Below are 17,285 nucleotides of genomic sequence, written 5' to 3'. Positions count from 1 at the left end.
GAAGGGTTTTCCTTCAAAAGCCTTGTAAAACGATTAAAGGGCACGGGATGGATATATTGTATGTTCAGTAATTGTAGTTGCTGATGGGTATATAGCATCGAATTCTCCTCCGTTCGACACTACAAGCATGAGCACGAAAAAAGGAGTAGCAATTAAGCTACTCCTTTCAGTTTACTTTGTTTTACATTTCTCGTATAGTCCTTTTTCTTTCAGAACTTTAATTAATGTTTCACCTATGACTGAAGGTGTCTCCGCAACTTGAACGTCAGCGGCTTGTAGAGCTTTGATTTTATCTGCAGCTGTCCCTTTACCTCCGGATATTATAGCACCTGCGTGTCCCATACGCTTACCTTCAGGTGCTGTTTGACCGCCGATAAAGCCTACTACAGGCTTCGTCATATTTTCTTTAATCCAAGTGGCTGCTTCTTCTTCTGCAGTACCACCAATTTCACCGATCATGACTACTGCATATGTTTCTGAATCTTCATTGAATGCTTTCAAGACATCGATAAAGTTCGTACCATTTACCGGGTCTCCACCAATTCCGACAGCTGTAGTTTGACCAATGCCTTCTTGTGTTAACTGGTGAACCGCTTCATAAGTTAATGTACCTGAACGAGAAACTACGCCCACGTGCCCTTTTGTATGAATATAGCCTGGCATGATACCAATTTTCGTCTCGTCTGCCGTAATAACACCCGGACAGTTCGGACCAATCAATCGTGTCTCTTTGCCTTCCATATAACGTTTCACTTTAATCATATCTAGGACAGGAATATGTTCTGTAATACAGATTACCATTTCTAGTCCTGCGTCAACGCCTTCCATAATTGCATCTGCTGCATATGGTGCAGGTACATAAATAATGGAAACTGTTGCGCCTGTTTCTTTTACTGCTTCTTCCACAGTGTCAAATACCGGCACGCCTTCCGCCGTCTGACCGCCTTTACCAGGCGTTACGCCAGCGACAATCTTCGTACCATATTCCAACATTTGCTGTGTATGGAACAGGGCAGTGGAACCTGTAATTCCTTGTACAATGACTTTTGTATCTTTATTCACATAAATACTCATGATTTGTACCTGCCTTTCTTATCCTATCAACTCAACGATTTTTTTCGCGCCTTCTGCCATGGAATCCGCTGCAACTATATTAATACCGGATTCTTTCAGCAAGGCTTTCCCGCGTTCTACATTCGTTCCTTCAAGACGTACAACAAGTGGTACTTGAAGACCAACTTCTTTAGCTGCTTCAATGACACCTTCAGCGATTACGTCACATTTCATGATTCCACCAAAGATATTGACAAAAATACCTTTAACTTTTGGATCGGATAAAATGATTTTGAAAGCGGCAGCAACTTTTTCTTTCTTTGCACCGCCCCCAACGTCCAAGAAGTTAGCGGGTTCTCCGCCGTAGAAATGGATCGTATCCATTGTAGCCATCGCTAAACCGGCTCCATTTACCATGCAACCAATATTTCCATCAAGAGAAATATAGCTTAGGTCATACTTGGATGCTTCAATTTCTTTCGGATCCTCTTCATCAAAGTCGCGTAATTCCATAATGTCCTTATGACGGAATGTAGCATTGTCGTCAAAGTTGAATTTCGCATCCAACGCAAGTACTCGTTGATCTTTTGTAACAACAAGTGGATTAATTTCAACGATAGATGCATCTTTTTCGCTGAACACTTTATATAAACCTAGGAAAAATCTTACTGCTTTATTAATTAAATTATTAGGAATTTCCATATTAAACGCCATACGACGTGCTTGGAAAGGAACCAATCCAACTACTGGGTCGATTACTTCATAGAAAATCTTTTCAGGGCTATGTTCTGCCACTTCTTCGATTTCCACGCCGCCTTCTGCAGATCCCATCAATGTTACACGATCTGTTGCCCGGTCAACGACAAGACCAATATAAAATTCTTTTTCGATATCAATTCCTTCTTCAACAAGAAGACGCTTTACTTCTTGTCCTTTAGGACCTGTTTGGTGTGTAACGAGTTGCTTACCGATTAAATCAGCTGCTACTGCGCGCACTTCGTCAAGAGTTTTCACAATTTTGACTCCGCCTGCTTTACCTCGTCCACCTGCATGTATTTGGGCTTTTACCACGATAGGTACTGTCCCAATTTCTTTTGCCACTGCCATTGCGTCTTTCGGTGAAAACGCGACACGGCCTTTTGAAACAGCCACTCCATAATCTCTCAATAGCTGCTTCCCTTGATATTCATGGATGTTCATACGTACTGCCTCCATTCGATTTACAATTGCTTGAAGTTCAACTACTGCTTTATTGTAATCAAACCGTCACACTTTGTCCAAGAATCGCTATTGCAAAACGAAATTCTTTAATTTTCAACAAATTAAACGCACTCTTATTTCATCTTACTTTTTTCACGATCTAAACGATATATATAAGCGAACACTTCCGATACAGCTTGATATAGTTCTTCAGGTATTGTTTCGTTGACATTTAATTGACCAAGTAACTCCAGCAGACTTGGATCTTCTTGTACAGGAATAGCATGTTCTTTCGCACGTTCCAGAATATTCTCCGCTATTTTCCCTTTTCCTTTGGCTATTACTTTCGGAGCATCTGATACTTCAGGGTCATAGGACAGTGCAATGGCTTCTTTTCTAGTAAATCGTTGTTGTTCTTTCATATCTTGTAATCTACTCCTCCCTCATCTAATTGGAAGGTGCTGACCGTTTTTTTGATATCGTGCTGTTTTTCTGTGAATGGTTTGAAAGTAACACCTGAAAGTTTGTAGCCAACTCCTTCTAGGCCATCCTTTAATACATCTTGAAAGGTTGGTCCAGTAGTTTTTAGAGATGGTAAATCATTAAAAACTGTTAAGTTTACAACTTTATTTTGCACATGCATATCAACCAATGTTGTCGATAGTGATTCCAATTCTAAATAAAACAATATCCGCGCAAAGGCCGGATCGATTTTCCCATTTTCCTTCATCCGACTATTCCATTGCAGCGTAGCATCGATTTTCTTACCGAATATTTCAAGTGGTAGTTGCATAATCAGCTGGTGTTGTGTGCCTGTATCCCCTGATTGGAGTAAAGTCCCATTCATGCGAAGCACCATTGTCTCCGCTGCATCACGTAGTGCCGGTGAAAGAGATGGATCCTGAAGCACGGCTAGTAATTGTGGTTTTAATGTACTCGCCAAATTGGCTACATCAGATTCTTTGCCTCCAAGCATCGCTTCGTAATTCACTCCTAATGTACTGAATACATGTTGTATAGTTTCTTTCATGGCAGCTCCGTTCATCGTCTGTGATACTTGAGCTTCAGCTGTATGGATGAGTTGTTTCACTTGATTATTCCCTGATTTTTCAGCCGTTTGCATCAATGCCCGAAGTACCTCATCCATTTTCTCAGGCGGTACTAAGAGCGACGGAACTGACTGTTGTACTTCTTTCATGATAGTTTGTTGCTGTAATGGCACAACGGCTGTTTCTTGCTTGCTCGCTTGTTGCACCAATGTTTGACTAAGTTGTTCGACTAGCATTGTTTTTGCACCATCTGTCATTGGTTGCTGTGCAAATTGTTTCAATACATTTTGTAATGCATTTTTCATTGATTCAGGTAAAGCTGGATTACTACTCAGCTGTTGAGTCAAATGCTGTACGTTCATTTTAATTGCTTCTTGGTTTGCTACTGGCGATTGGCTTATTTGACTAATTGTTGTTTGGACCGATTGCATGGTAGCTGGGGTTACTACAGCTTGTTGCGCTATGCTAGTTAGTCCCGATGTCGCGGTAGTTTGAGTTGCGATAGCTTGAGCTTGGATAAACACTTTACTAAATTGTTCAACCACAGTAGCTTTAGAACGATCCGTCAGTGGTTGTTCGGTCAACTGATTAATTACAGTCTGCAACGCATTTTTTACAGGTTCCGAAAGCGCTGTGTTCGGTAATTGTTGTGTAATATTTTTCACAAGCGCTTTTATTGTTTGTTGATTTGCGGCGGGCGTTTGACCCAGTTGACTTATTAAAGAGTGGATGGTTTTATTAACATCTGCTTGATTCGTCATGCTACTTGTAGCACTCGCAGATTGCATACTCGCTTTAGTGACCAGCTCAGCCAGTACTTGAGGCAAATTCGCCAACGATGTTCGAGCTGGCAGTATATCAGCATTCTTTAATAAGCGCAGCGCTTCAAACCGATCCGTTTTACTCGCTTGTGGATTTAGCAATTGAGATAAACTTTGACTAAGCAGTTCCTTCCCTATCACCTGGCCCAAAGGGGAAGAAAGAGATTGCATCGTCGTTAGAAGCTGTTCACGCATCGTTAGAGGAAGGTTAGGCTCGTTTTGGATGGTAGCTAGTAACGTCGTCATTTGCTGCGCAATCGTACCTGTCTGAACTTGTAGAAGCGATTGAAATATAACTGGCGTGAAAGGTAGTTTTGCTTCAGCGATTTTACCAAGCGTAGCAAGTGCCTCAGTTTTCATTCCATCTGGTAACGATTTCAGAAGATGGACAGCCTCAAGTATATTTTCTTTTGTCATAGGAATTTTTTGCTTGATCATCGTCGCGAGTATATCTTTCATTTCTTGTGATTTAGGTACATGCAGTGAATCCATTAACTGGGTTAATTGAGCCGATTGACCTTCTCCTCCACGCATCGGACCGGAAACAACCTGCAACTGCAATTCAGGTTCAGTGCCATTGACTTTGAAGTAATAATGATCTCCCGCTTGCATGGGTACTTCCAATTTAGCAAACAACTGCTGATTTCCAACTTGAACTTGCGCCATTTGACCGGGAAATAATTGTGTGATCTTTCCATGTATCATTTGTCCTTCTTTTAGAGATAGCGGCTGAGTTTCCGTAGCAGCTTTTGCAAATGAAGCAGATAATGAATGTAAATTCATTGTCGATCCCTCCACATCGTTTTGATCGGCTCGAATGATTTGCGATGGTGTTCGGAAAATCCATGCGTTTCAAGTCCTTGTAAATGTTTCGCAGTTCCATATCCTGCATTTTCATTAAATGCATACCAAGGAAACTCCTCATGTAATTCATTCATCAGTGCATCACGAGTAGTCTTGGCTAATATAGAAGCAGCTGCGATAGTTAAGCTTTTTTCATCTCCTTTGATAATGGAATAACACGGGCAAACTGTTTGCAGATTCATGGCATCTGCTAAAACCGCATGTGGGGCAATCTCAAGTTCACTTATAGCTATTTCCATTGATTGCTTTGTTGCCTGGTATATATTCAATTCATCTATTACTTTAGCAGGCTGCACATGTATGGCATACGCCACAGCCTGTTCCTTAATTAGTCGAGCAAATTCTTGCCTCTTCTCCTTGGAAACTTTTTTCGAGTCGTCCAATCCGATAAGGGCCGAACAATCTTCGGGTAGTATAACCGCAGCTGTAACTACCGGTCCCGCTAGAGGTCCTCTACCAGCTTCGTCAATTCCAGCGACTAACAAAACTCGTGAGGATCTATAGGAATCATCAAAGGCTATTTTCTTTTGAAATTCTTGAATAAGTGCTTGTTTTTTAGTATATCGGGTGCGCCATTGAAAAATTGCTTGCTGGACACCCTTTCTAGTGTCGGTTTCAAGTTCTGTAAGCCAATCATTTGGTTCTTGTAACTCTAGTAATTGTTTTTTTATTTGCTGTATCGTTGTCAATTTCTTCACCTGTCCATCTAAAATATATTTGTCTACGTATTATATCGGTTTCCATATGATTTTTTCGACAAAAAAGCAACGGTTCGGAAACAGAGTTCCAAGCCGTTGCTTCTAGTCATTCGAATTCTTCAGGAAAATCGAATGTTAATTTACCTACTTGCTGGTCGCGGATGTCTTGTACGATCATTTCTGCTACTTTGTCATAATCGATTTCTCCGCCTACAGTATATACTTTTCGACGTTCGCCGATTTTATCAAACAACGATTGGATATTGTCACCCACTGTTGTCATTTCATAGCGCTGTGCCAGTCTATCAGGATAATGCGACTCCAAAAACCGAAGTCCATATAATGCAAGCTCCTCCATATTCAATACGGAGTCTTTAATTGCTCCTGTTAGAGCTAACTTATAACCTACTTGTTGATCTTCAAATTTCGGCCACAGCACTCCTGGTGTATCCAGAAGTTCTAATTCTTTCTCGAATTTAATCCATTGTTGCGCTTTCGTTACGCCTGGTTTATTTCCTGTTTTAGCTATATTTTTCTTCGCTAATCGGTTAATCAACGTAGATTTACCAACGTTTGGAATGCCAACAATCATGGCGCGAATTGCCCCAGGACGTATGCCACGCTGCTTCATGCGATCATACTTCGGCTGCAAAATTTCTTTAGCAGCCCTGGTGACTGTTTGGAGACCTTTACCTTCAAATGAATTAATAGCAACTGTACGTAAGCCTTGCTTTTCAAAGTAGGCAATCCAGCGTTTAGTTTGTATTTCATCCGCTAAGTCCATCTTATTCAAAATCAGCAATCTCGGTTTCTGTTGCGTGACTTCGTCTATCATAGGATTACGTGATGAAAGTGGCAATCTAGCATCAATTAATTCAAATACTATATCAACTAATTTTAACTTTTCTGAGACTTCTCGTCTCGCTTTCGCCATATGGCCCGGAAACCATTGAATAGTCATTCGAATCGTCTCCTTTCGTTATTTCACAAGACCGAAATCTTTAATCGGCCAGAATACTACACTCGTACTACCGATGACTTCATCGATTGATACGGCTCCAATATGTCTAGAATCTTTACTTTTCCGACGGTTATCACCCATAACAAATATGTGATCTTCCGGAACTGTTTGTGCATCGATTTGCGGCACATCCTGCAGTGTGAAATCTTCCGTCAGTGTACCATCCTGCACTTCAGATTTGTATTGATCGAGATACGGTTCTTCATACGCTTCATCATTTACATAAAGGACATCATCTTTATACTCCACTGTATCTCCTGGCAGGCCAATTACACGTTTAATATAATCTTTCTGCTCAGGTGCATGGAATACTACGATGTCAAAACGATGAGGTTCACCAATCGTATAGCCGATTTTATTAACGATCATGCGGTCACCATGTTCCAACGTTGGCATCATGGAAATACCATCAACGACGATGGGTGTGAATAAAAAGATACGAATAATGGCGGCTAATCCAAACGCTATTAATAATGCTTTAATCCATTCTAGTCCTTCACTTCTCGTTTTTTTCTCTTCCATCAATCCAGCCTCCTGCCCTGTCTGTTATTATTGTACAGCCAATTGTCTTTCTGAGCAAAAAGAAAGGAGGCCAAGTGCAAGGCCCCCTTCGTTTCTGTTTATCTTATTAGCGGAGTTCTTTGATACGTGCTGCTTTACCACGTAGTTTACGTAGGTAGTACAACTTCGCACGACGAACTTTACCGCGACGAGTCACTTCAATTTGAGCTAGCTTAGGCGTGTGTAATGGGAATGTACGCTCCACTCCAACACCGTTTGAAATTTTACGCACAGTGAAAGTTTCGCTGATTCCGCCACCGCGACGTTTGATAACAACACCTTCGAATAACTGGATACGCTCACGAGTTCCCTCGATGATCTTCACGTGCAAGCGAAGTGTATCGCCAGGACGGAATGAAGGGTGTTCAGTGCGTAACTGATCTTTTGTAATATCTGCAATTAGTTTTTGCATATTTTTTCTCTCCTTCTTTTCTGATGCTCTTGCACGTTTTGCTTTGCAGCGGAACAACAGTAAAATAGGCGCTCTTAAAAAGCGCTTTATAAATCATAGCACACGCCTGTTAACGAATCAAGCAAATTTAGTCTCTTTTTTGTTTCCATTGCTGATGGAGTTTTTTTTGATAATCTGTTAACGGCGCTTCTTGCAATAATTCGGGACGGCGTTGTGCCGTGCGGAGGAATGCCTGCTCTTCTCTCCACTTATCAATCGCGGCATGATTGCCCGACAACAGCACAGAAGGCACTTCAAGGCCGTTAAACGTAGCAGGTCGAGTGTATTGTGGATGTTCCAGCATACCCGTCGAAAACGAATCGTGGACAGCCGACTGGTCGTTACCTAGAACATCAGGAAGTAATCGCACAACACTATCAATGATCGCCATAGAAGCCACTTCTCCACCAGTTAATACAAAGTCACCGAGTGAGATCTCATCCGTAACCAAATATTCACGAATTCTCTCATCGTATCCTTCATAATGACCACAGATGAAAACTAGATGCTGCTCTTTCGCAAGTTCTTCTGCTTTCTTCTGTGTGAATCGTTCGCCTTGCGGACACATAAGGATAACGCGAGGCTTACCATTACTTGTGTTAGTGACGGCTTCGACAGCCGCAAAGAGTGGTTCGGGTTTTAATACCATTCCCGCACCGCCTCCGTACGGATAATCATCCACTTTTCTATGTTTGTTTGTCGAGAAGTCACGAAAGTCTGTGACTTTAAACGATGCAGCTTGTTGTTCTTGCGCTTTTTTCATGATGGATGAATGAAGTACACCTTCAAACATCTCTGGGAACAAAGAGAGAACGTCGATTTTCATCATGAAAGTAATCCGTCCATCAATTCAATTTTGATAATCTGCTCATCAATATCGATATCCTTTACAACATCTTCGATATACGGGATATAATGCGGCTTGCCTTCAGTAGGCGTTACCTCCCATACATCATTGGCACCCGTTTCGATAATTTCTGTAACCGTACCGATTTCTTCACCTGTTTCTGTAATCACACGGCAGCCAATGATTTCATGATAATAAAATTCATTTTCCCCGAGTTCTGTCAACTCTTTCTCCGATACCTTGATCACACCGTCGCGAAACTTCTCGACGTCATTGATATTCGGATATCCTTCGAACATAAGTAAATCAAAGTTTTTATGCTTACGATGACTGATCACTTTGACAAACGTAGGTGCTTTGATTTTCGGCATGAAGATCGCGAGCTCACTTCCGACTTCATATCGTTCATCCGGGAAATCTGTTTTGGACATCACGCGAACTTCACCTTTAATACCATGCGTATTCACAATCGTGCCTACATTAAACCATTCCATTATTTCGCCTCCATTATATGATTAAAAGTATTTATACGTGCAAAAAAGGAAGGAACCGAGGCTCCTTCCTTTTGGATCAATCCAAGATATCCAAATACACTTTTTTGCCGTGGTGGCTGCCTGCCGCTGAGTAAACAATCGTACGGATCGCTTTTGCCACACGACCTTGCTTCCCGATCACTTTACCCATATCCTCCGCATTCACTGATAACTGATAAACGACTCGTTGAGACTGTTCTTCAGATACCACTTTCACGTCGTCCGGGTAATCGACTAACGGTTTTACAATTGTTTCAATCAGCTGCTTCATGTCCACCCCTCCAAATTACTTGCTGTATTTAGCGTTATGGAATTTTTCCATGATACCTTGTTCTGAGAACAAGTTACGAACTGTATCAGATGGTTTAGCTCCATCTTGAAGCCATTTCAAAGCCAATTCTTCGTTGATTTCAACTGTTGCTGGCTTTGTAAGCGGGTTGTATGTACCAACCTGATCGATTTGACGGCCGTCACGTGGTGCACGTGCATCAGCTACTACAATACGATAAAAAGGAGATCTCTTAGCTCCCATACGTTTTAGACGAATTTTAACTGCCATTATTATCTACACCTCCGAATAGTTTCACACAAGATAGTATATTACCAAGTTTTTATTTGTTTGTAAAGGGTTTTTTCTTAACACCCTCTATTTTATTTAAAAAACGCATCAAAACCAGGCATTTTACCTTTCTTCTTACCTTTTTGTTGCATGTTGGTCATTTGCTTAACCATTTTCTTCATTTCCTCAAACTGCTTCAGCAAACGGTTGACTTCCTGTGTGGAAGTTCCAGACCCTGTAGCAATTCTTTTTTTACGGCTCGCATTAATAATTTCTGGGTTTTCCCGTTCAGCAAGCGTCATAGAATAAATGACTGCTTCTACACGACCCATCTGACTCTCATCCACTTTAGCATTGTCGAGTCCTTTGATTTTGTTTGCACCCGGCATCATTTTCAAAATTTCGTCGAGTGGTCCCATCTTCTTTACTTGTTGCATTTGATCGAGAAAGTCATCAAGTGTAAAGCTTTGAGTACGCAATTTCTGCTCTAACTCTTTCGCTTTATCCTCATCCACATTTTCCTGTGCTTTTTCAATCAAAGACATGACATCGCCCATACCAAGAATCCGTGATGCCATACGCTCTGGGTGGAATGGTTCGAGTGCATCCATCTTCTCACCCATACCGACAAACTTTATTGGTTTTTCAGTAACGGTACGAATCGATAACGCCGCACCACCACGTGTATCCCCATCAAGTTTTGTCAGGATGACGCCAGTGATTCCGATTGTATCATCGAAACTTTTGGCAACGTTGACTGCATCTTGACCTGTCATCGCGTCCACTACAAGGAAGACTTCATCAGGATTAGTCAACTCACGAATATCTTTCAATTCTTGCATGAGTGCTTCATCCACATGGAGTCGACCCGCAGTATCAATGATTACAACGTCATTATGCTCACGTTCCGCCTCTTCCATCGCTTTGCGAGCAATTTCAACAGGTGATTGATCAGTTCCCATAGAAAATACAGGTACCGTGATCTGTTTACCTAATGTTTCGAGTTGTTGGATCGCTGCCGGACGATAAATATCCGCCGCCACAAGCAGTGGTTTCTTATTATGTTTTTTACGTAAAACTGTGGCCAATTTACCAGTAGTTGTCGTTTTACCAGCACCTTGCAAGCCTACCATCATGATGACCGTAGGCGATTTACGCGCGAACTGAATAGGGTTTTGTTCTCCACCCATTAGATTCGTTAATTCATCTTTTACGATTTTCACCACTTGCTGACCAGGTGTCAAACTCTTCATTACATCCTGACCTACTGAGCGCTCGCTGACCGTCTTGACAAATTGTTTAACGACTTTCAAGTTAACGTCTGCCTCAATTAGTGCAAAACGCACTTCACGCATCATTTCTTTTACGTCAGCTTCGTTGATTTTACCTTTGCCTGTAATTTTATTCATGGTTCCTTGCAGGCGTTCGGCTAGACCTTCAAATGCCATAGACAATCCCCCCTATTCAAAGTCTTTTAAGGTATGTAGCAATTTCATGAAGCGATTTGAATTTTCAGTAGGCGCCATTTCTTCTAGCAACTCTACAATTTCAAGTCGACCTTCATGCTTTTCGAACAGATTGAGTTTCTTCTCGTAATCTTCGAGCATAGCCTCAGTCCGTTTCACATTGTCGTACACTGCCTGTCTCGATACGCCATATTGCTCAGCAATTTCACCGAGAGAAAGATCATCTAAATAATATAATTGCATATATAAACGTTGTTTGTCAGTTAATAATGATTGATAAAAATCAAAGAGGAAGTTCACTCTTGTCGTTTTTTCAAGCAAGATCACGACCTCCTTCAGTCACTATTATATAATATCGTGCACATGTATTACTGTCAAGTACTTTTACTTGTCTTCTTCAGTTTCGGTTTCAAGTTCTTCTGCTTCTTCCATTTCTAATCCGTTCGCAAATAACCCATAGACATATTTCTCTGGATCGAAAGGTTGTAAGTCATCGATACCTTCACCAAGACCGACAAACTTCACGGGGATATCGAGCTTATTACGAATTGCCAGTACAATGCCGCCTTTTGCTGTACCATCTAGTTTCGTCAATACAATACCTGTTACATTCGTTACTTCGTTAAATGTTTGCGCTTGGATTAATGCGTTCTGACCAGTCGTCGCATCCAAAGCTAACAATACTTCATGAGGAGCGTCTTCAATTTCACGACCAATGATGCGATGTACTTTTTCAAGCTCATTCATCAAGTTTACTTTATTTTGCAAGCGGCCTGCTGTATCACAGATTAAAACATCCACGTTACGCTTCTTAGCTGCTTTCACTGCGTCAAAAATAACGGCAGCTGGATCTGAACCTTCCGCTTGACGGACAACCTCTACACCAGTACGCTCTCCCCAGACAACAAGCTGTTCAATGGCGCCTGCGCGGAATGTATCCCCAGCAGCAAGCATAACGGTTTTCCCTTCATTTGTGAGGCGGGCAGCCATTTTACCGATCGTTGTCGTTTTACCCACACCGTTCACGCCAACCATCAATATTACGTTCAGTCTACCTTCTTCGATATTCAATTCACTAGAAACTACTTCACCTGAATTATAGATTTCTACAAGCTTCTCTGAAATCAATGACTGCATACCAGTCGTGTTTTTAATGTTCTTGCGTTGGACTTCTTCTTTCAGCAAATCAATCAGTTCCATAACGGTTTCAAAACCGACATCCGCTTGAAGTAATACTTCTTCCAGTTCTTCGAAGAATTCTTCATCAACCACACGGAATCTAAATACTAAATCGTTCACTTTCGATGTAAATGAATCGCGTGTCTTCGTCAGTCCATCTTTAAACTTCTCAGCTACCACTTCGTTCGTCCCTGATATTTTATCTTTTATCTTCTTAAAGAAAGACATTCATTTCACTCCTTAGCTACTGATTTCTTCTGCCATTTCAGATAGTTTAACAGAAAGTAGTTTCGAGACACCTGATTCCTGCATCGTAATGCCATATAGGACGTCCGCACCTTCCATCGTCCCTTTTCGATGCGTGATTACGATGAATTGTGTCTGATCCGAAACTTTCTTCAAATAATTACTATATCGTACTACGTTCGCTTCATCCAGTGCAGCTTCCACTTCATCGAGAATACAAAATGGAACAGGGCGAACTTCTAAAATAGAGAACAACAAGGAAATAACAGTTAATGCGCGTTCTCCGCCGGATAAGAGACGTAAATTCTGCAATTTCTTTCCTGGGGGTCGTGCCATGATATCAATTCCGGTAGTGAGTAAGTTCGTTGGATCTGTTAAAACTAGATCTGCTTCTCCACCACCAAACATATCCTTAAACACGCGACGAAAATGACTGCGGATCGCCTCAAAGGTTGTCTCAAATCGACTCTTCATTTCCTGATCCATTTCTGCCATGGCTTCTTGTAACGTGTTTTTAGCTTCGACTAAGTCATTGCGCTGTGATTGCAAAAATTCATGACGCTCTGATACCTCTTCGAATTCCTGAATCGCATTCGGGTTAACCGGTCCTATAATTGCTAGTTGTTGCTTACAATCTTCCACTGTTTTGCGAAGTAACGGAATATCCAATGACTCAATCTGCAATTCATTCGGTCGTAAACCGTACTCTTCATCCAACCGATCCCTGACCGTTTCATATTGCGTTTCAAGTCTGGATAACTGGATCCTCATTGTGTTTAAGCGCTCTGAAATAGTGCTTACTTGTTGTCTGATCGTTTTTATACGCTGTTCATGGTCGCGAACACGTTTAGCTTGTTCAACACGCTTAGCTTTCTCTACCTCAATCGTTTGTTGCACGTATTGTTTTGCATCATTCGCTAGTTGACTTTGCTTCTCTATTTCTTCAGGAGTTAATTCTTTGCCAATTACAAACTCCTGCACATACTGCTGTTCTTCTTGCAAGCGGCTAATTGTTAACTCTAATTCATTTAATTGAGTGATCGTTTCTACTATACTGCTCGAATGATAGGCGGTTTGCTCTTTTAATACAGCGATTTTTTGCTGTAGATCATGCAATCTCTTCTGTAATAACTGTTGCTCTTCGCGTCTGTTCTCTACCAATCTCTCCAAGCTCTCTAACTTTTCCAGCGTCTCTTGAAGTTCACTTTTCAATGTTTCATGATGAGTTTGTAACTCTTGTTTTTTAGTAGATAACTGCTTTTCTGCAGAAACTGTATCTGTACGCCCGATTTCAATTGTGGATATTTCCATTTCGACGGAACGCAATTCCATTTCTGTTTCCTGTAAAGACGCATGAATAAAGGACTTTTTCTGTTGGGTTTCTTCTAACTTTACGCGCAATTGATCACGAAGATGTAAACTCGCCCCAACTAAATTGCGAGTTTCAGATGTTTGTGCAGTAGCCTGTTGAATCGATTCGTCCATTTGTTGCAATTGATTTGAAAGTGTCTCCAGCTCCGCCTTGCGGGAAAACAGCGTGGACTGGCCTTTCGCACCGCCACCTGTCAATGAACCGCCTGCGTTGATAATATCCCCATCGAGTGTCACTATGCGATAACGATGTCCTATTGTCTTTGCTAAACCTGATGCGGCTTCTAAATCACTAGCAATAATCGTCTGGCCCAATAAATTTTTGGCGACTGATTCATAGGCAGCGGACGTTTGAATTAGTTCAAACGCAGTACCGATGAACCCTTGCTGTTGAGTGAGTATTTGCCGGCTATTCATAGGAAGCTCACGTGGCTTCAAGATATCCATTGGTAAGAACGTAGCGCGACCGAAGTTTTTCGTTTTTAAATAACCGATAGCTTGTCTTGCATCACGCTCAGTCGTGGTAATGATGTGTTGCATGGCACCGCCAAGAGCTGTTTCGATTGCCTTTGTATAAGCTGGCTCTGTCGTAATGAGCTCCACTACAGCCCCTTCGATTCCTTGTATACGTTGTTGTTGCTTCGCATGAAGTACTTCCTTGACACCAGAATAGAACCCTGAAAAATCCTTTTCAAGACTTTCCAGGGCACGAAGTCTTCCTTGCATTTCAGATTGTTTACGCAATGCTTTCTGCAAAATTTGCTGTTGAGTAGATAGACGCTGCTCTTCATCTGTTAATTGTTGCTGACAAGTTCTAGCTGACTTCTCTAGCTCGTCTAGCTGTTGTTGAACAGTATTCATTCGCTGAGTCTTTTCCCGCTGCTCTTTAGCAAGTTGTTGTTTGCGTTCGGAAAGCAACGTAGTCTGAACCGTAATCTTTTCTGTAGAAGACTTTTCTCCCTGAAGCCGCTCCTCTACATGCTTGATCTCACTACGCACAGTAGCCTCTTCATTGAGACGCTCAATATAGATGGATTTCAACTGTTCAATTTGCTGTTCTGTTTCTTTTAATGAACTGTTTAACATGCCCGTGACTTGCTTACTTTCTTTTGTAACTTCTTCCAGTTCATGCTTGGCCGCTTGCTGCTTCATCTGCATAGTACTAAGTTTATCTTTGGCCATTCGTTGTGTTTGCTCTGCTGTTTGTAGTTCTTGTCTAATACGCTCTACTTGCTGCTTCGTGTTGCGGGTCTTTTCAACGGACAGTAATCTTCTACCTTCCCACTTTTCCGCTTCAGCTGTTTGTTTGATCAATTCGTTTTGGAATTCATCCAGTTGCAACTCTGCTTTCATCAGGTCTTTCTTGTCAAGATCAAGTTCCTGTTCATATTGTGTGAGTATCGTTGAGATCTTTCGCTGTTCTGCTTCATCATTGTTCACAACTACCTCTTTTTCAGAGATCTGCTGTTGCAAGGCAGATGCATCGTGATGGAGTAAACGAACATCTGCCTCTCGAAGTTCAGTACGCAAATTAGACGCTTTACGAGCCAAACCCGCTTCCTTTTCAAGCGGGACGAGTCGATCATCGATTTCTTTTAGTATATCCAGTACTCGATCTAAATTATCAGTTGTCTCAAACAATTTATGCTCCGCCTGCAGTTTATGAGTTTTATACTTCAAGACACCTGCCGCTTCGTCAAAGACATTACGTCTTTCATCCGCACGACTATTCAAAATCTCATCTACCCGACCTTGCGATATAATAGAGAATGCTTCTTTACCTAATCCTGAATCCATAAATAGCGCGGTGACGTCTTTTAATCTACAAGTCTGACCATTCAGTAGATATGCACTATCTCCGGATCGAAAAACCCTTCTCGTTACACTGATTTCAGTGTAGTCAAGTGGAAATAGATTTTGTGTATTATCTAAAATGAGTGTGACTTCTGCAAAATTAACCGCTTTCCGAGAATCACTACCTGCAAAAATGACATCTTCCATTTTACTGCCACGCAATGATTTTGCAGATTGTTCACCCAGCACCCAACGAATCGCATCAATAATATTACTTTTTCCACTTCCGTTAGGCCCAACGATGGCCGTTACTCCCGGTACAAAATCTATATGGATTTTTTCCGCGAAAGATTTAAAGCCTGCGATTTCCAGCCTCTTCAAAAACACGATTAGTTCTCCCCTTCGGTTGTCTGCATCAATAAATATTCTATCGCTCGACGGGCAGCTTCCTGTTCTGCTTCTTTCTTGGATTTACCGATTCCTTTTCCAAGTTGTTGTTCATTAAGATTAACTACAGTAACAAACTTTTTCGCATGTGCAGGACCTTTTTCTTCAATGACTTCATACTGAAGGGGTCCGTTATTTTTTTGCTGCACCAATTCTTGCAGGCGGCTCTTATAATCTGTCACATGCGAAAAAGCTCCGATACTAATTTTCGGAAAAACGATTCGCTTTAGAAACTCTTCAACGACTTCCATGCCCTGATCCAAGTAGAGCGCACCAATATATGCTTCAAATACATCCGCTAGTAATGCTGGACGCATTCTACCTCCAGTTAGTTCTTCACCCTTGCCAAGAAGAATATAATCTCCAAAGTTCAATTCATTTGAAAACTTGACTAGTGATGGCTCACAAACAATCGCTGCACGAAGTTTCGTTAGTTCCCCTTCGCTTTTTGCCGGTTCTGTACGGAATAAAAATTTAGATACTCCTAGTTCTAATACGGCATCTCCAAGAAACTCCAATCGTTCATTATCGGAAAATTTCTTGCGACGGTGTTCATTGACATAGGATGAATGGGTGAATGCATTATACAATAGATTATCATCCTTGAATTGAACGCCTAATTCCTGCTGGAGCGTACTGAATTTCTCGCGTACAGCTTGTGGCAATGTAGGGTGTGATACGGTTTCTTTCGAAGTTCTTTTATTTTTCATAAACTACTCTGCCTCTCATCTATTAATAGTCTGTACACACTTGTAAAGCGAAAAGAGACGCTTTCTCCTTTTCAGATGAAAGGAAGAAAGTGTCTCACCAAAAAGGTCATTCGCCTACTTTTGCTGTAATGTACGTTACTGCATCTCCGACAGTTGCAATTTTCTCTGCATCATCATCAGAAATTTCCGTTTCAAACTCATCTTCAAATTCCATAACAAGTTCTACTACATCTAGTGAATCAGCTCCTAGATCCTCACGGAAAGAAGCCTCAGGTTTTACTTCGCTTTCATCGACGCCTAGACGGTCGACAACTACTTTTGTTACGCGCTCAAGTACTGTTGACAACATAGTCACCTCCTCTCAAGGCCAAAGTCGGCTCATTAGCTACTATTGAATTATAGAGGGTAGTCCCCT

The 17,285-nt window shown here is 41.5% G+C and carries 18 protein-coding genes; all 18 read right to left on the bottom strand.

All coding sequences use genetic code 11. The features are described 5' to 3' along the window. Positions 1-171: 171 nt before the first annotated feature. On the bottom strand, positions 172-1,074 hold the full coding sequence (sucD, locus tag CSV72_RS00200) for a succinate--CoA ligase subunit alpha (RefSeq protein WP_099676629.1): 903 nt from the start codon (positions 1,072-1,074) through the stop codon (positions 172-174). Positions 1,075-1,092: 18 nt separating this feature from the next. Further along, positions 1,093-2,253: an ADP-forming succinate--CoA ligase subunit beta gene (gene sucC, locus CSV72_RS00195; protein ID WP_099676628.1), complete on the bottom strand. Its 1,161-nt coding sequence runs from the start codon at positions 2,251-2,253 to the stop codon at positions 1,093-1,095. Between the two features lie 134 nt (positions 2,254-2,387). Then, positions 2,388-2,675 (bottom strand): EscU/YscU/HrcU family type III secretion system export apparatus switch protein, encoded by a 288-nt coding sequence (locus CSV72_RS00190; RefSeq protein WP_099633153.1) that lies wholly within the window; start codon positions 2,673-2,675, stop codon positions 2,388-2,390. Next, positions 2,672-4,906 (bottom strand): hypothetical protein, encoded by a 2,235-nt coding sequence (locus CSV72_RS00185; RefSeq protein WP_099676627.1) that lies wholly within the window; start codon positions 4,904-4,906, stop codon positions 2,672-2,674. Before CSV72_RS00185 ends, CSV72_RS00190 begins: the two co-directional genes overlap by 4 nt. Then, entirely contained in the window at positions 4,903-5,676 is a 774-nt protein-coding gene (locus CSV72_RS00180; protein ID WP_099676626.1) for a ribonuclease HII, read from the bottom strand. Before CSV72_RS00180 ends, CSV72_RS00185 begins: the two co-directional genes overlap by 4 nt. Positions 5,677-5,791: 115 nt before the next feature. Next, entirely contained in the window at positions 5,792-6,646 is an 855-nt protein-coding gene (ylqF, locus tag CSV72_RS00175) for a ribosome biogenesis GTPase YlqF (RefSeq protein ID WP_099676625.1), read from the bottom strand. 18 nt (positions 6,647-6,664) lie between these two features. After that, positions 6,665-7,231, bottom strand: coding sequence for a signal peptidase I (lepB, locus tag CSV72_RS00170; protein WP_369802860.1), 567 nt, complete (start codon positions 7,229-7,231; stop codon positions 6,665-6,667). A gap of 103 nt (positions 7,232-7,334) precedes the next feature. Then, positions 7,335-7,679 carry a 50S ribosomal protein L19 gene (gene rplS / locus CSV72_RS00165; protein ID WP_029052316.1) on the bottom strand — a complete coding sequence of 115 codons (345 nt, stop codon included), beginning with the start codon at positions 7,677-7,679 and terminating at the stop codon, positions 7,335-7,337. Between the two features lie 127 nt (positions 7,680-7,806). After that, entirely contained in the window at positions 7,807-8,544 is a 738-nt protein-coding gene (trmD, locus tag CSV72_RS00160) for a tRNA (guanosine(37)-N1)-methyltransferase TrmD (RefSeq protein WP_099677104.1), read from the bottom strand. Beyond that, a complete protein-coding gene (gene rimM, locus CSV72_RS00155; protein WP_099676623.1) occupies positions 8,544-9,059 on the bottom strand; it encodes a ribosome maturation factor RimM in 516 nt (171 codons plus the stop codon). Before rimM ends, trmD begins: the two co-directional genes overlap by 1 nt. 76 nt (positions 9,060-9,135) lie before the next feature. Next, positions 9,136-9,369 (bottom strand): KH domain-containing protein, encoded by a 234-nt coding sequence (locus CSV72_RS00150; protein ID WP_081244337.1) that lies wholly within the window; start codon positions 9,367-9,369, stop codon positions 9,136-9,138. Positions 9,370-9,384: 15 nt separating this feature from the next. Beyond that, complete coding sequence (rpsP, locus tag CSV72_RS00145; protein WP_029052320.1) at positions 9,385-9,657, bottom strand: 30S ribosomal protein S16; 273 nt, start codon at positions 9,655-9,657, stop codon at positions 9,385-9,387. A gap of 92 nt (positions 9,658-9,749) precedes the next feature. Beyond that, positions 9,750-11,105, bottom strand: a complete 1,356-nt coding sequence (ffh, locus tag CSV72_RS00140) for a signal recognition particle protein (protein WP_099633146.1) — start codon at positions 11,103-11,105, stop codon at positions 9,750-9,752. A gap of 12 nt (positions 11,106-11,117) precedes the next feature. Next, entirely contained in the window at positions 11,118-11,444 is a 327-nt protein-coding gene (locus tag CSV72_RS00135; protein ID WP_369802859.1) for a putative DNA-binding protein, read from the bottom strand. A gap of 63 nt (positions 11,445-11,507) precedes the next feature. Continuing rightward, entirely contained in the window at positions 11,508-12,530 is a 1,023-nt protein-coding gene (ftsY, locus tag CSV72_RS00130; RefSeq protein ID WP_099676622.1) for a signal recognition particle-docking protein FtsY, read from the bottom strand. A 12-nt stretch (positions 12,531-12,542) separates the two neighbouring features. Further along, positions 12,543-16,100, bottom strand: a complete 3,558-nt coding sequence (gene smc, locus CSV72_RS00125; protein WP_158232099.1) for a chromosome segregation protein SMC — start codon at positions 16,098-16,100, stop codon at positions 12,543-12,545. Between the two features lie 2 nt (positions 16,101-16,102). Next, positions 16,103-16,870 carry a ribonuclease III gene (rnc, locus tag CSV72_RS00120; RefSeq protein WP_099633143.1) on the bottom strand — a complete coding sequence of 256 codons (768 nt, stop codon included), beginning with the start codon at positions 16,868-16,870 and terminating at the stop codon, positions 16,103-16,105. 106 nt (positions 16,871-16,976) lie between these two features. Beyond that, complete coding sequence (locus tag CSV72_RS00115) at positions 16,977-17,216, bottom strand: acyl carrier protein (protein ID WP_085133672.1); 240 nt, start codon at positions 17,214-17,216, stop codon at positions 16,977-16,979. Positions 17,217-17,285 lie beyond the last annotated feature (69 nt).

The sequence above is a fragment of the Sporosarcina sp. P20a genome (assembly GCF_002743175.1).
In the GTDB taxonomy this organism is placed as follows: Bacteria; Bacillota; Bacilli; order Bacillales_A; family Planococcaceae; genus Sporosarcina.
Note: the sequence above shows the minus strand (reverse complement) of the source record. Positions and strands in the feature narration are given on the sequence as shown.

Excerpts from the sequence above, each read along its gene's own strand:
- sucD (WP_099676629.1), bottom strand. The coding sequence starts at position 1,074 with ATGAGTATTTATGTGAATAAAGATACAAAAGTCATTGTACAAGGAATT.
- sucC (WP_099676628.1), bottom strand. The coding sequence starts at position 2,253 with ATGAACATCCATGAATATCAAGGGAAGCAGCTATTGAGAGATTATGGA.
- CSV72_RS00190 (WP_099633153.1), bottom strand. The coding sequence starts at position 2,675 with ATGAAAGAACAACAACGATTTACTAGAAAAGAAGCCATTGCACTGTCC.
- CSV72_RS00185 (WP_099676627.1), bottom strand. The coding sequence starts at position 4,906 with ATGAATTTACATTCATTATCTGCTTCATTTGCAAAAGCTGCTACGGAA.
- ylqF (WP_099676625.1), bottom strand. The coding sequence starts at position 6,646 with ATGACTATTCAATGGTTTCCGGGCCATATGGCGAAAGCGAGACGAGAA.
- rplS (WP_029052316.1), bottom strand. The coding sequence starts at position 7,679 with ATGCAAAAACTAATTGCAGATATTACAAAAGATCAGTTACGCACTGAA.
- trmD (WP_099677104.1), bottom strand. The coding sequence starts at position 8,544 with ATGAAAATCGACGTTCTCTCTTTGTTCCCAGAGATGTTTGAAGGTGTA.
- rimM (WP_099676623.1), bottom strand. The coding sequence starts at position 9,059 with ATGGAATGGTTTAATGTAGGCACGATTGTGAATACGCATGGTATTAAA.
- CSV72_RS00150 (WP_081244337.1), bottom strand. The coding sequence starts at position 9,369 with ATGAAGCAGCTGATTGAAACAATTGTAAAACCGTTAGTCGATTACCCG.
- rpsP (WP_029052320.1), bottom strand. The coding sequence starts at position 9,657 with ATGGCAGTTAAAATTCGTCTAAAACGTATGGGAGCTAAGAGATCTCCT.
- ffh (WP_099633146.1), bottom strand. The coding sequence starts at position 11,105 with ATGGCATTTGAAGGTCTAGCCGAACGCCTGCAAGGAACCATGAATAAA.
- ftsY (WP_099676622.1), bottom strand. The coding sequence starts at position 12,530 with ATGTCTTTCTTTAAGAAGATAAAAGATAAAATATCAGGGACGAACGAA.
- rnc (WP_099633143.1), bottom strand. The coding sequence starts at position 16,870 with ATGAAAAATAAAAGAACTTCGAAAGAAACCGTATCACACCCTACATTG.